The sequence below is a fragment of the Paenibacillus sp. USDA918EY genome (assembly GCF_009870825.1).
GTDB classification, from domain to species: domain Bacteria; phylum Bacillota; class Bacilli; order Paenibacillales; family Paenibacillaceae; genus Paenibacillus_AQ; species Paenibacillus_AQ albilobatus.
In genome coordinates this window covers 37,160-49,748 of sequence record NZ_WTWY01000024.1, presented here as the reverse complement: position 1 = coordinate 49,748, position 12,589 = coordinate 37,160, and the positions used below count along the sequence as shown (strand labels likewise).

12 protein-coding genes are annotated in these 12,589 nt (G+C 56.8%); 11 read left to right on the top strand and 1 reads right to left on the bottom strand.

Going from position 1 to position 12,589, the window contains the following annotated elements:
• Window positions 1-58: 58 nt before the first annotated feature.
• The 11 genes from GQY55_RS28545 to GQY55_RS28495 all read left to right on the top strand — a co-directional run bounded on the left by GQY55_RS28545 (window position 59) and on the right by GQY55_RS28495 (window position 11,742).
• Window positions 59-697, top strand: coding sequence for a ThuA domain-containing protein (locus GQY55_RS28545; RefSeq protein WP_160045327.1), 639 nt, complete (start codon window positions 59-61; stop codon window positions 695-697).
• A 123-nt stretch (window positions 698-820) separates the two neighbouring features.
• Window positions 821-1,162, top strand: coding sequence for a phasin family protein (locus GQY55_RS28540; protein ID WP_160045326.1), 342 nt, complete (start codon window positions 821-823; stop codon window positions 1,160-1,162).
• 1 nt (window position 1,163) lies between these two features.
• Window positions 1,164-2,834, top strand: a complete 1,671-nt coding sequence (locus GQY55_RS28535) for an ABC1 kinase family protein (RefSeq protein WP_160045325.1) — start codon at window positions 1,164-1,166, stop codon at window positions 2,832-2,834.
• A gap of 274 nt (window positions 2,835-3,108) precedes the next feature.
• Window positions 3,109-4,539 carry a DEAD/DEAH box helicase gene (locus GQY55_RS28530; protein WP_160045324.1) on the top strand — a complete coding sequence of 477 codons (1,431 nt, stop codon included), beginning with the start codon at window positions 3,109-3,111 and terminating at the stop codon, window positions 4,537-4,539.
• Window positions 4,540-4,797: 258 nt separating this feature from the next.
• Window positions 4,798-5,208, top strand: a complete 411-nt coding sequence (locus tag GQY55_RS28525) for a YjdF family protein (RefSeq protein ID WP_160045323.1) — start codon at window positions 4,798-4,800, stop codon at window positions 5,206-5,208.
• Between the two features lie 36 nt (window positions 5,209-5,244).
• Window positions 5,245-5,721 carry a glutathione peroxidase gene (locus GQY55_RS28520; RefSeq protein ID WP_160045322.1) on the top strand — a complete coding sequence of 159 codons (477 nt, stop codon included), beginning with the start codon at window positions 5,245-5,247 and terminating at the stop codon, window positions 5,719-5,721.
• Between the two features lie 175 nt (window positions 5,722-5,896).
• Window positions 5,897-7,960 (top strand): molybdopterin-containing oxidoreductase family protein, encoded by a 2,064-nt coding sequence (locus GQY55_RS28515; protein WP_160045321.1) that lies wholly within the window; start codon window positions 5,897-5,899, stop codon window positions 7,958-7,960.
• A 206-nt stretch (window positions 7,961-8,166) separates the two neighbouring features.
• A complete protein-coding gene (locus GQY55_RS28510; protein WP_160045320.1) occupies window positions 8,167-9,393 on the top strand; it encodes an MFS transporter in 1,227 nt (408 codons plus the stop codon).
• An 81-nt stretch (window positions 9,394-9,474) separates the two neighbouring features.
• The gene (locus GQY55_RS28505; RefSeq protein WP_160045319.1) at window positions 9,475-9,975 is read left to right on the top strand and encodes a GNAT family N-acetyltransferase; all 501 of its coding nucleotides are present in this window, start codon (window positions 9,475-9,477) and stop codon (window positions 9,973-9,975) included.
• A 222-nt stretch (window positions 9,976-10,197) separates the two neighbouring features.
• Complete coding sequence (locus GQY55_RS28500) at window positions 10,198-10,983, top strand: SDR family oxidoreductase (RefSeq protein ID WP_160045344.1); 786 nt, start codon at window positions 10,198-10,200, stop codon at window positions 10,981-10,983.
• A 96-nt stretch (window positions 10,984-11,079) separates the two neighbouring features.
• On the top strand, window positions 11,080-11,742 hold the full coding sequence (locus GQY55_RS28495) for an MOSC domain-containing protein (protein WP_236575935.1): 663 nt from the start codon (window positions 11,080-11,082) through the stop codon (window positions 11,740-11,742).
• A gap of 153 nt (window positions 11,743-11,895) precedes the next feature.
• On the opposite strand, the gene GQY55_RS28490 is transcribed toward GQY55_RS28495, so the two are convergent.
• Window positions 11,896-12,444, bottom strand: a complete 549-nt coding sequence (locus GQY55_RS28490; RefSeq protein ID WP_160045317.1) for a GNAT family N-acetyltransferase — start codon at window positions 12,442-12,444, stop codon at window positions 11,896-11,898.
• Window positions 12,445-12,589: the final 145 nt, after the last annotated feature.

Sequence of the window (12,589 nt, the reverse complement as noted above, 5' to 3'; positions counted from 1 at the left end):
ATGGCGGAATACGGCAAAATAAATACGACGATATGCGCTTACCGAAGGAGGAAAAGCCTTGTCCAACAAAAAAAGCATTTTGCTCGGCGATTATACCCATCCGAAATTCCATCCTCTGCAGGGAGTGGATGCACAGATCAGCTATATATTAAACGAGGTTATCTCGGTCCAATGCAGCGAAAACAAAAATTTGCTGCTGCTCGAGCATTTGAAGCCGTTCGACCTGTGCATCTGTTACTTTGATCTTTGGGACGACCAGGTTTCAAAGCAGCAGACTTCGGGCCTTCTTTCGTACGTCAGCCAGGGGGGCGGCCTGCTCGTGCTGCATAACGGCTTGTCGATCGGCAATCGCCGGTATGAGTTGGCCCAGCTGATGGGCGCCCGGTTCGACGGGCATCCGCCGATCCAGCCGATCTCCTTCCGCGTCAGCGGGGAGCATCCCGTAACGGAAGGCGTCGAGCCTTTCGAACTGGAGGAGGAGCCTTATCAAATCCGGTTTGATCCGTTGACGGAGAAGGAGGTGCTGCTCGAATACAAGCTTGGCGAGGATTGGTACCCGGCAGCATGGACTCATGAGTACGGCCTCGGCAGAGTCGTATATTTTATGCCCGGCCATCACGAGCCGACGTTCCAGCACCCGCAGATCCGCAGGCTGATTTTGCAGGCGGCCCGTTGGGCGGCCCATCTTCCGGGTTGACGCCGGAGCCAAAGGAATCATTTTTACCCGATTCAAGAAACTGCAGCCTTCAAAGAACCGCCGTAATTACGGCAGGCGATTTCGGGGTATAATAAGGGAAAATAAGCCATGGGAGGGATTGCAATGAGTGATCTGTTGAAAAAAGCCATCTCGCTTGGGTGGGGCCTGACGATCGTCAGCAAGGAAAAAATCGAAAAGACCGTCGAAGAGCTGGTCAAGCGGGGCGAAATTGCGCCGGCCGAGTCCAAGGACTTGATTGAAAGGCTTGTCGAGCGCGGCGAGGAGGAAAAATCCCAATTCAAAGATTTCTTGCAGGAGCAGATCCAACGCATTTTGACAGAACTTCATGTGCCTTCCGAAAAGCATGTTGCCGATCTGGAACGGCGAATCGAAGCGCTGGAAAAAAGAATCGCCGAACTTGAAGGAACTGCCCCGGAACAAGGGCCTGAAACGGGACATTCGTAATATGGCTGTACGTATCAGGCATACCGGTCGCTACCGGGAAATCGCCATGGCGCTTATGCGTCATGGCTTTGGCTACATGGTGGAGGAATTGGGATTGTTCCAAATGCTGTCCTTGCCGCGCCGCCGGATGAAGCAGCAACAGCCGGAGACAAAGACGCTAGGGGAACGGGTCCGCCTCGTACTGGAGGATCTGGGCCCGACGTTCGTGAAGCTGGGGCAGCTTGCAAGCACGCGTTCCGATTTGCTGCCCGAATCCGTGATCCGGGAGCTTGTAAAACTTCAGGACCAGGTGCCACCTTTTTCGGCGGAAGCGGCGCGAAGCATTTTGGAAGAAGAGCTGGAATTGCCGGTAGGGGACATGTTCGCGCGTTTTGATGATATTCCGGTCGCGGCCGCTTCCATCGGGCAGGTCCATCTGGGCAAGCTGAAATCCGGGGAAGAGGTAGCGGTGAAAATCCAGCGCCCTGGCGCGCTGCAGACCATTACGCGCGATCTGGCGATTTTGCGTGACCTGACCCATATGGCCGAGAAGCGGTGGGAGTGGGCCAGAAGATACCAATTGGTCAAAATCGTCGAGGAATTTTCCCGGTCGCTGCTGGCGGAAATGGATTACAGCCGTGAAGGCCGCAATACGGAAAAAATCGCGCTGCAGTTCCAAAACGATCCCCATATTTTTATCCCGCAAATATTTTGGCAGTATACTTCTTCCCGCGTCATGACGATGGAATACGTCGAAGGCGTCACGCTCAGCCAGCCGGAGCAGCTGGAGAAGGCCGGCTTCGATCGGAAGCTGATCGCCAAACGTTTCGTGAACGCCATGCTGCATCAAATGTTCTTGGAGGGGTTCTTTCACGCCGATCCGCATCCGGGCAACCTGCTCGTCCGGAAGGACGGAAGCTTGGCATTTCTCGACTTCGGAATGGTCGGACGGCTCAGCAGCGATATGAAGGACCATTTATCCGAACTCATTATAGCTCTTATGCGTAAAAATACGGACAGCATGGTCCGTGCGATTCTGCATCTCGGGCTGCTGCCGGAAGACAATGACTTGGAGTCTTTGCGCAGGGATTTGGACGTGCTTCGGGACGAATATTACGACCTCCCCTTTTCCGAGATCGGCATCGGCAAAGCGCTCAGCGACCTGTTCGGGGTGGCTCAGCGGCACGCGATTATGATGCCCCCGGACCTGACGCTGCTCGGCAAGGCGCTGCTTACGATGGAGGGCGTCATTCAGAAGCTCGATCCGGAGCTCAGCATTATCGACATGGCGGAGCCTTTTGGAAGGAAGCTGGTGAAGGAGAGGTTCAGCCCCCGCCGCCTGCGCGGCAAGTTTCTCGGAAGCGCGGCCGGGCTGGCCGAGGCGCTGCTGGATATTCCGTCCCAAGCAAGACAACTTTCCGCGCTGATCAGCAAGGGCAAGCTGAAGGTGGAGATCAGCATCCCGGAGATGGATTCGCTGATGCGCAAGCTGGACCAGATCAGCAACAGATTGTCCTTCAGCATCGTTCTGTTGGCATTCAGCATCATTATGGTCGGTTTGATCATCGGTTCCTCCATGAACCGCCAATCTTCGATTTTGTGGCATTTTCCGGTGATCGGGATCGGCTTGGGCGTCGCGTTCCTTATGGTCATATGGCTGCTGTACGCCATCTTCAAGTCGGGCAGATTCTAGAGATTGGCCGTTGAAGTCGAATGCGCATCTACTGTGATGAAACGGTCATCGATGACGGGTGGTAGCCGCCCGAGGTTCCCGCGGTGGGGTTTGGCTCGGATCGGCCCGCGCGTTACGGCGCTCCGATCGTACTGCCGATGATTCGCCGCAAGTCTCCCGCAGAAGGTTAAAAACGGCGCTTCTCGCCAATTCGGAGCTTATCCGGTAAAATAAGTTTTTTGACGGTTTTGAAAAACCGGGATTACGTAAAAAGAAATTTAACGAGGTGGATGTTTTGCCAAATTTTTTAGAGCTGGGCATTGAGGAGCCGTGGGTTGCCGCCCTGAAGGAAAACGGGATCGCCGTGCCGACGCCGGTGCAGGCCGAAACGATACCGCTGCTGCTGGCGGGTAGGGACGTCATCGCTCGGGCCAAAACGGGAACGGGGAAAACGATCGCCTTTTTGTTGCCGATCCTGCAGCGGCTGGACCCAAGCCGCTCCTTTCCACAGGCTTTGATCATTGCGCCGACGAGGGAGCTGGCGCTGCAAATTACGGAAGAGGCGCGGAAAATCGCCCGCGGGACGGAAATCCGCATCCTTGCGGTCTACGGAGGCCAGGACGTGGAGAAACAGCTGCGCAAGCTGGAAGGCGGACGGCATTTGATCATCGGAACCCCGGGAAGGTTAAACGATCATCTCCGGCGCGGCACGCTGGAGCTTGGGGGCGTAAAGACGCTGGTGCTCGACGAGGCCGACCAGATGCTGCATATGGGCTTCCTGGACGAGGTGGAAGCGGTCATCCAGGCGCTGCCGTATCAACGGCAGACGCTGCTCTTCTCCGCGACGATGCCGGCGGAAGTTAAACGGCTCGCTTCTTTCTATACCCGCGATGCGGAAGACGTCACGATCAAGGTGGAACAATCGCCCGTGCCGCTGAAGTCGATCAAGCAGCTGGTGGTGGAAGTGACGGATCGGACCAAGCAGCAGGCTTTGGTATCGATGATCGACATGTATCGCCCGTATCTCGCGATCATTTTCTGCCGCACCAAACGCCGGGCATCGGCGTTGAACGCGGCGCTGCTGGAGCGGGGATACGCATCGGACGAACTGCATGGCGATTTGTCGCAGGCGAAACGGGAGCAGGTCATGAAACGTTTCCGTGAAGCCAAGCTCCAATTGCTTGTGGCGACCGACGTGGCGGCCAGAGGCCTGGACGTCGAAGGCGTAACGCATGTCTTCAACTACGACATGCCGCATGAGGTTGAAAGCTACATTCACCGCATCGGGCGCACGGGCCGGGCCGGCGGCAAAGGAATGGCCGTTACGCTGGCATCTCCGAAGGACAGGGGGGACCTGCAGCGCATTGAGCAGGGCATCCAGTACGCTATCGAGCGCCGGCGGTATGAGCAGGACGGCGCCATTGTCGAAGTGCGGGGACCGGGAGCATCCGGCGGCAAGGAGGCGGGCCGCCATAAGGAACAGGCCGGCGGCCCAGGGCGCAAGGCCTCCGGCGGGCGCGGAAATGCCGGGCGGGACGGGCAAAGACGTTCCGGCCGGGAAGACAAGGCGGTTCGGGCCGCCTCACGCAACGGAAAGGATGCCCGCGGCGGCTCCAAGCGCGGCGCTTCCGGCGGCCGCAACCAAAGCCGCGGCGGCACCCCGCCGCAAGGCCGCAGAGGGCGCGGGACAGATGCCGGGCGCCGGGGCGGAAGATCGGGACGTTAGCATAACGGAATGCAAGGAACCGGAAGGGATGGATGTTCAAACCTTCCGGTTCTTTTTTCTTCCGAGGCGGCCAAAGCGGCGGTTTCGAGCCGCGGCTTGCACTTGTCTTCGACTTGTGTATGATGGAAGTAGAGCGCAAAAACACGGTCCGGTTGGTAGTCCGGGCGCACGGGGCGGCCAGCGCGCGCCGATCCGTGTCAGTAACCTTCCCCCCTCGGGATGTCCGGCGTTCTGATTTTGAACAGAGGGGGAATACCAGTGAAACTAACGGTATTTTTCGAAGAGCCTTATTGGGTCGGCATCGTGGAAACGGAAAAAGACGGCAAGCTGTTTGCGGGCAGGCATATTTTCGGAGCGGAGCCTTCGCTTCCGGAAGTGTGGCAATTTGTCCTGCACCGGCTGCCTGCCTTGGCGGATCGGCTCTCCTGCGGCGTCGACACCGCCAAATCACCGCTGAAAACCGTAAGCCCCAAGAGGCTTGCCCGGCTTGCGGCCAAGGAATCCAGGGCACGGGGAGTCAGCACGGCGAGCCAGGAGGCCATCAGGCAGGAGATCGAGCTGCGAAAGCGCGAAAGAACGCGTCTTGGCAAAGAGCAGCGGGAAGCCGCAGCCGAGCGCAAGCGGGAAATCGCCGTCCGGAAAGCCAAAGCCAAGCACCGGGGCAGATGAACAACGATAGGATCATAAGAGAGCGAGGGAATCCAAATGTCGGTATATTCGTATTCAGCCGCCACGCCGGCGGGCAAGGAAGTATCTCTCGAGGATTACAAAGGCAAAGTGTTGGTCATCGCCAACACCGCAAGCCAATGCGGATTGACGCCGCAGTATGGCGACCTGCAAAAACTGTATGAACGTTACCGGGACCAAGGGCTTGTCGTTCTCGGATTCCCGTGCAACCAATTCGGGGGGCAGGAGCCGGGCAGCAGCGAAGAAGCCGCCTCGTTTTGCCAGCTTAATTACGGGGTTTCCTTCCCCGTGTTTGCAAAAATCGACGTGAACGGGGAAGAGGAGCATCCGCTTTTTGCGTATTTGAAAAAGGAGCAGCCCGGAACTGCTGAAAGCAGCGATATCCAGTGGAATTTCACGAAATTTTTGGTGAACCGCAGCGGCGAGGTGGTAGCCCGCTATGAACCGCGCGAGGTTCCGGAAACGATGGCAGGCGCCATCGAGCAGCTGCTGTAAGCGAAAGAAAACGAAATCATGAGAACCTGCCGCGAAAGCGGCGGGTTTTTCTTTTAAGGCAAACTGCGTACCCGCCATGCGGCCTCGAATTTCTTTTGCGCATTTGCCGCCTGCCCATTAAGATATCAATAAGAGAGCGATAAGCACCAGAGCGACAAAGGGAGAGTGGGGCGGAATGTTAGACCAAAAAAACGGCGTGTTCCCGGCGGTATGCCCGCTGGACTGCCCGGATACATGCGGCCTCTTGCTGCATAAGGAAAACGGCAAAATCGTCAAGGTTACCGGCAATCCGGAGCACCCGATCACGCAGGGAGCGATATGCAACAAGGTCCGCAATATGACCGAACGGATTTACCATGAAGAACGGGTTCTTTACCCGCTGAAACGGACGGGCCCGAAAGGCTCCGGAGAATTTAAGCGCATCTCATGGGATGAAGCTGTCAGCGAAATTGCCGGAAGGTACCGGGAGCTGATCAACGAATACGGGCCGGAATCCATTTTGCCTTACAGCTTTTACGGCAATATGGGCATTCTCAGCGTGGACGGCATGGACCGGCGTTTTTTCAACGCGCTTGGCGCCAGTCGGCTTGATCAAGCGATCTGCAACGCAGCCGGAAACGCCGGCTGGAAATATACGATGGGCTTCAAAGGAGGGACCTCGCCGGAGGACACGGAGCACGCGGATTTGATCATCGTTTGGGGCGGCAATTTGATCAGCACGAATATGCACCAAGTCGTCATCGCCGAGAAAGCGCGCAAGCGCGGGGCGAAAGTGGTCGTTATCGACGTCCACAAAAACCGCACCGCCCAGTGGGCCGATTGGTTCGTTCCGCTGTACCCGGGGACGGATACGGCGCTGGCGCTCGGCATGATGCATGTTCTGTTCCGTGACGGATGGACGGACGAAGCCTTCCTGAAGCGGCATACGATAGGGCATGAAGAGCTTCGGGAGCATGTCAAAAGCTATACCCCGGAACATGTGTCCGCGATTACGGGCGTACCGGCGGAAGATATCGAGAAGCTGGGGCGCATGTACGGCGAGGCCTCCGTTTCCTTCATCGCGATCGGCAACGGGCTTCAGCATCATGACAACGGAGGCATGAACGTCCGCAGCGTCGCCTGCCTGCCGGCTTTGACGGGCCAGTGGCTGAAAAAGGGAGGCGGGGCCATCAAGACGAACGGCGGCTATCACGCCATGAACAGCGACTATTTGGAGCGGCCGGATTTGCGGCCGAACCCGGAGGCGCGCAGCATCAACATGAACCGGATCGGAGAGGCGCTGCACATGAAGGAGCAGCCGATCAAGGCCGTGTTCGTCTATTGCAGCAACCCGCTTGTCGTCGCACCGGACACGGAGCGGGTACAGGCGGGTTTTGCCCGGGAAGACCTGTTTACGGTCGTGCACGACTTGTTCCTGACCGACACCGCCAAATACGCGGATATCGTGCTGCCTGCAGCTTCTTCGTTCGAGACGACGGAACTGTACGCATCGTATTGGCATCATTATGTACAGCTGCAGGAGCCGGTGATCGAAAAACTCGGCGAAGCCAAAGGCAACGTCGAATTGTTTGCGATGCTGGGCCGGGCCATGGGACTGGACGCCGGGACCTTTGCCGAAACCGAGGAGGAACTGATTGCAGGAGCACTGGATTATCCGGAGAATCCGTATTTGAACGGAGTTACGCTGGAGTCGCTGAAGGAGAAGCGCTTCGTGAAACTCGACATGACGCCGCAAGCTTCCTATCTGGATCGGCTGACGACGCCTTCCGGAAAGATCGAGCTTTATTCCGAAGCGATGAAAAAGGCGGGGCTGCCGCCGCTTCCGGAGTATATCCCGCTGCAGGAGGGGTATGACGGCACGAAACGGCCCGGCCCAAACGAATCGTACCCGCTGATGTTCATATCGCCGCCGAACCATAACTTCCTGAATTCCACCTTTGCCAATTCGGAGAAACACCAGCGCCTGGAGAAGGAGCCTTTGCTTCAGATCCACCCGCAGGATGCGGCGCAGCGCGGCATTCAGGACGGGGACGACGTCGTCGTGTATAATGATCGCGGACGGCTGGAGCTGAAAGCGCAGGTCACGGATAAAATGCTCCCGGGAACGGTCGTCAGCCAGGGATTATGGTGGAACGGGAAAGGCGGCAAACGGCGCGTCAATGCCTTGACCCCGGACCGTCTGGCGGACATGGGCGGCGGAGCCACTTTCTTTTCGACCGTTGTCCAAGTAAAGCGTTAACAGATGCTATTGCCAGGACGGCAAGGATCATGGATACTGGGATTTGGGACAAGAAAAGATCGTATTTCCATTGCTTTAAAAGCCCCTCGGGGCTTTTTTACATCGAAAAGCCCATCATCGGGACGTAACGCATCCCGGATGATGTTGAGATCCTGTCACAGCTTGTCATTAACGGAATTTGCATAAAGCAGGGGAAAATAAACGTTATGAAATTTTTGCAATCCTATCCGAAAGAAGTCAAAATATTTCTCGCCGCGAGCCTGATCAATTCCGCCGGCGGATCGCTGATGTGGCCGCTGACGACGATGTACGTATTCGACGAGCTTGGACGAAGCATGGCCGATGCCGGCCTTGTCGTCATGATTCAGGCGTTCGGCGGCATTATCGGCCAGCTGCTGGGCGGTGCGCTATATCATCGCGTCGGGGTCAAACGGCTGATCGTCGGCTCGCTCGGGTTATGCGCGCTCGGTCTGTTCACGCTGCCTTTCATCAGCTCGATTTGGGCCTTGTACATGGTCATGATGGGGTTTATCGGCCTTTGCAACGCAGTTTCGATGCCCGCCATCCAGGCATTCGTCGGGTTCCGTTTCGCGGACCGGCGCGGCGAGCTGTTTAACGTCATCTACGTGGCCAACAACATCGGCGTGGCGCTGGGGACGGCGCTGAGCGGTTTCCTTGCCGACGTGTCGTATCATCTCACATTCATTCTGAACGGGGCGACCTCGGCCGTATTCGCCTTGTTTTTCCTGAATTATTTGAATCGGCTGGATAAAGAGGAAGGACCCGTTCATCTCGCCAAAAAGGCAAAGAAAGAAACGGGGGAAAGCGTGCCCGCGCTTCTCGGCAATACGAGGTTGTATCTGTATCTGGGGCTGGGCTCCCTGTTCCTTTGGTTCGGCAACTCGATCTGGAACACGGGCGTGTCGCCGCATATCATATCCGAAGGCATGCCTAAGCGGGCGTACGGCTTTTTGTGGACGCTGAACGGAATATTGATTTTCGTCGCGCAGCCGGTGACCACTTGGATCAAACGTTGGTTTGCCAAGGACTCGTCTTCGCAAATGACGGCCAGCGGCCTGTTTTATTTGGCGGCATACGTCGTCATTTTGACGCTCCCGAGCTATCCCGGGCTGGTGCTCGCGATGACGCTGGCCACGCTGGGGGAAATGCTCATTTCCCCGGCCGTCCCGGCGTTCATATCGGACCACGCTCACAAGGCCGCTCCGTTCTATATCGGGGTGACGGGCGGCATGACCGCCCTCGGGCGTATGATCGGGCCCTATTTTATGGGCATTTTGTACGACCGCGGGGAGCTGGCTCCGGTGGCCTGGCTGTCCATCGGCATCGCCGTCGTAGCCGTCGCCTGCTTTGTCGTGCACGCGCTGCGCAACAAAGCGGCCGAACGCTCGTTATCCGGGTCCATCGAGGGATGATGGCCGGTATTTGCAGCATTCCTTGTCATTTTTGTTCGTTTTTCAGACATCAAATGATTGTCAAAAAGAGGTGCGATTGCCATGAAGCTGTATGAGCGAACGCTCACGATCCGGGTTTCCAGGATGAAGGATGCCCAATCATTAATGGATATCGATGAACTCGTTTGGACGGAGCGAACCGCGCCTGAGCCGCTGCGCTGGACCTCCCGCGAGGAATTCCTGAGGCATTGCCCTCCCGAATCCCAGCTGGTGGCCGACGCCGACGGGACCGTGTGCGGTTATGTCGGTTTTCGGGAGCCGACCGGCCTTGCGGCGCATGCGCATGTCTGCGAGATCAACATCGCCGTGCATCCGGCATACCAACGGGAAGGCATCGGCACCCGGCTGATCGGCGAGGCCAAGGTTTGGGCGGCCGGGCAGGGCAAGCTTAAGCTGCGGCTGCGCGTGCTTTCGACCAACGCCGGGGCGATCCGGTTTTACCGGAAATGCGGATTTGTCGAGGAGGGCCGTCTGCATCGCGAATACCGCGTCGGAGGCGGGTACGCCGACGAAATTTGGATGGCATATTTTCTGGATGTATAACCTGAATTTGATATTTTGCCGCGACGGGCTTATGCTTAATAGAATAGAGTGAATAGAATGGACTTTCACGAAGTGAAGGTCCTTTGTTGCAAATGTCCGTTTCGTCGGACGTTCATAAGGGTAATGAAGGTTATGTGTGTTTTTTGGGGTTATCTACGGGCGGAGGTTTGATATAATCGGTATTTTTCATCGTCACAAAATTCAAGGAAAAGGGGATGCATGATGGACTTGCAGCTTCGAGGAAAAAAGGCGTTGGTTATTGCTTCAAGCTCGGGACTCGGAAAGGCGATTGCCGCAGAGCTTGTCAAGGAAGGGGCGGACGTCATGCTGAGCAGCCGCAGCGACGACAAGCTGCAGGCGGTGCAGCAGGAATTGCAGCAGCTCGGCAGCGGCCAGGTCGAATATTACGCGGCGGACATTACGATTGCGCATGAAGTCGAAGGGCTGATCCGCTATACGGCCGAAACGTTCGGGCGAATCGACATCCTGGTCAACAACGGCGGCGGCCCGCCGGCAGGAACGTTCGAATCCTTTACGGACGAAGACTGGGAAAACGCGTTCCGGCTGAACCTGCTCAGCTATGTGCGGACGATCCGCTGCTCGCTCCCGCACATGAAGGAGCACGGGGGGCATATCGTTAATGTTACGTCCAGCTCGATCAAACAACCGATTCCAGGCTTGATCCTGTCCAATACGTTTCGGACGGGCGTGGCGGGCATGAGCAAGACATTATCGCAGGAGCTCGCCCAATACGGCATCCTCGTCAATACCGTGGCCCCTGGGCGGATCGCTACGGACCGCATCAGAAAGCTGAACGAAAACAACGCCAGAGAAAAAGGCGAATCGGTACAGGCCATTGCGGAGCAGGCGCAAAGGGAAATCCCGCTCGGGCGTTACGGCGAGCCGGAGGAGTTCGCCAAGGCCGTCGTTTTCCTGTTGTCCGGGGCCAACACCTATATTACGGGCAGCACGCTGGTCATCGACGGAGGGCTTGTTGAGGCTCTTTGACGGCCGTAAAGATCGAACCGGATAAAATCCTTTGAGATCGCTCCCCCTCTTTTGTTATGATAAGGTTCAAACATGTTGGCAGGGGGTTGGATCAGGTTGGAGGAGAAGAGCAAATACGGCATCGTGTCCGTCAATGTGGGCAAGCCGGTGACGGTCGAATATTTGGGCAAGCCGCTCACGACGGGCATCTATAAACGCCCGGTTCAAGGCGAAGTGTTCGTGGGACGGACGCAGATGGACGGCGACGGACAGGCCGATACGGTCAATCATGGGGGCCCTGACAAGGCGGTTTGCGTGTATCCTTATGAGCACTACGCTTATTGGGAGCAGGAGCTCGACAAGAAACTGGATTACTCTGCGTTCGGGGAAAATTTAACGGTCACCGGGCTGCTCGAAACCGGGGTGTGCATCGGGGATGTCTTCGAAATCGGCGAGGTCGTCGTTCAGGTCAGCCAGCCCCGTTTCCCGTGCTTTAAGCTGTCGAGCAAACATGCCGTCAAGGATTTTCCCGCACGCGTGCTGGATACCGGATTCAGCGGCTTCTATTTGCGGATCCTTGAGGAGGGCCGTTTGAGCAAGGACTCGCGGATCGTGAAGCGCTCTTCCCACCCGATGCGGGTGACGGTCGCTTCCGTGTTGAAGCAGCAGGCTCTCGGACGCCGCGGGGCGGACCGGGACGAGCTTAGGCGGCTGCTGGAAGTGGACGCGCTGGCAGCCGGAGTAAAAGAATCCTTTACGAAATGGTTTCAGGAAGGGTAAGGATCATTTAGGAAGCCGCTCGCCGGATCATGAAACACGGCCGGGCGGCTTTTTCGATCTGTTATGAATTTATCATTTCCGGGGGCCTTCAAGGCACCTGAATCGGTTTCGAAGCCAATGGCCCCCGCTTGCGGGGGTATTTTGCGTTTAGGGTTATCGGAGCAGCTTCCATTCACTCTTAAGCATGCCGTAAATGGCGTGGTTCACATATCCTTGCGGAAGACACTCCGCTTCGCGGACGATCCCCTCCAATACGAAGCCGAGTCTTTCCGGAATGGCGCGGCTGCGATGGTTGCCCGTGGCGCAGCGGATTTCGACCCGATTCAAATCCAAGTCCATCATCGCGTAATCGACAAAAGCACGACAGGCGCTGGTCATGATGCCTTGGCCTACGTAATTTGTGCCCAGCCAGTAGCCGATGCTGACGGAACGGTTATGCCAGTGGATTTCATGAAAACTGATGATGCCGGCAAGATCTCCCTGCACCCAAATGCCTGCGGAGACGGCGCCGTTTTCGGCCCCCTGCTTGATGGCGTTTTTGACGAAGCTTGCGGTATGCTCCACGTCCGTGATGGCATCGACCCAAGGGAGCCACTCGCGCAGCGTTTCGCGCGAATCGACCGTCAATTGGTACAAGGCGCGGACATGCTGCAGGGCGAGCGGCTTCAGTTCGATGTGATCGTCCAGTAAATATGTAAACATATGATTTCAAACCTTCTTTCTATGTGGGAATAAAAATGTACAGCATTTGCCGCGCTTTTTGGCTTTCGTTTCCATTCTATTTTTCCATGCTACCCCAATCCCGTGTCTTTCGTCAAAGCACAAAAAGCCGAATCATTGAACTATC

Bases quoted from the DNA above. Each gene is read 5' to 3' on its own strand.
- GQY55_RS28520 (WP_160045322.1), top strand. From the start codon at position 5,245: ATGTCGGTATATTCGTATTCAGCCGCCACGCCGGCGGGCAAGGAAGTA.
- GQY55_RS28515 (WP_160045321.1), top strand. From the start codon at position 5,897: ATGTTAGACCAAAAAAACGGCGTGTTCCCGGCGGTATGCCCGCTGGAC.
- GQY55_RS28510 (WP_160045320.1), top strand. From the start codon at position 8,167: ATGAAATTTTTGCAATCCTATCCGAAAGAAGTCAAAATATTTCTCGCC.
- GQY55_RS28500 (WP_160045344.1), top strand. From the start codon at position 10,198: ATGGACTTGCAGCTTCGAGGAAAAAAGGCGTTGGTTATTGCTTCAAGC.
- GQY55_RS28490 (WP_160045317.1), bottom strand. From the start codon at position 12,444: ATGTTTACATATTTACTGGACGATCACATCGAACTGAAGCCGCTCGCC.
- GQY55_RS28540 (WP_160045326.1), top strand. From the start codon at position 821: ATGAGTGATCTGTTGAAAAAAGCCATCTCGCTTGGGTGGGGCCTGACG.
- GQY55_RS28535 (WP_160045325.1), top strand. From the start codon at position 1,164: ATGGCTGTACGTATCAGGCATACCGGTCGCTACCGGGAAATCGCCATG.
- GQY55_RS28505 (WP_160045319.1), top strand. From the start codon at position 9,475: ATGAAGCTGTATGAGCGAACGCTCACGATCCGGGTTTCCAGGATGAAG.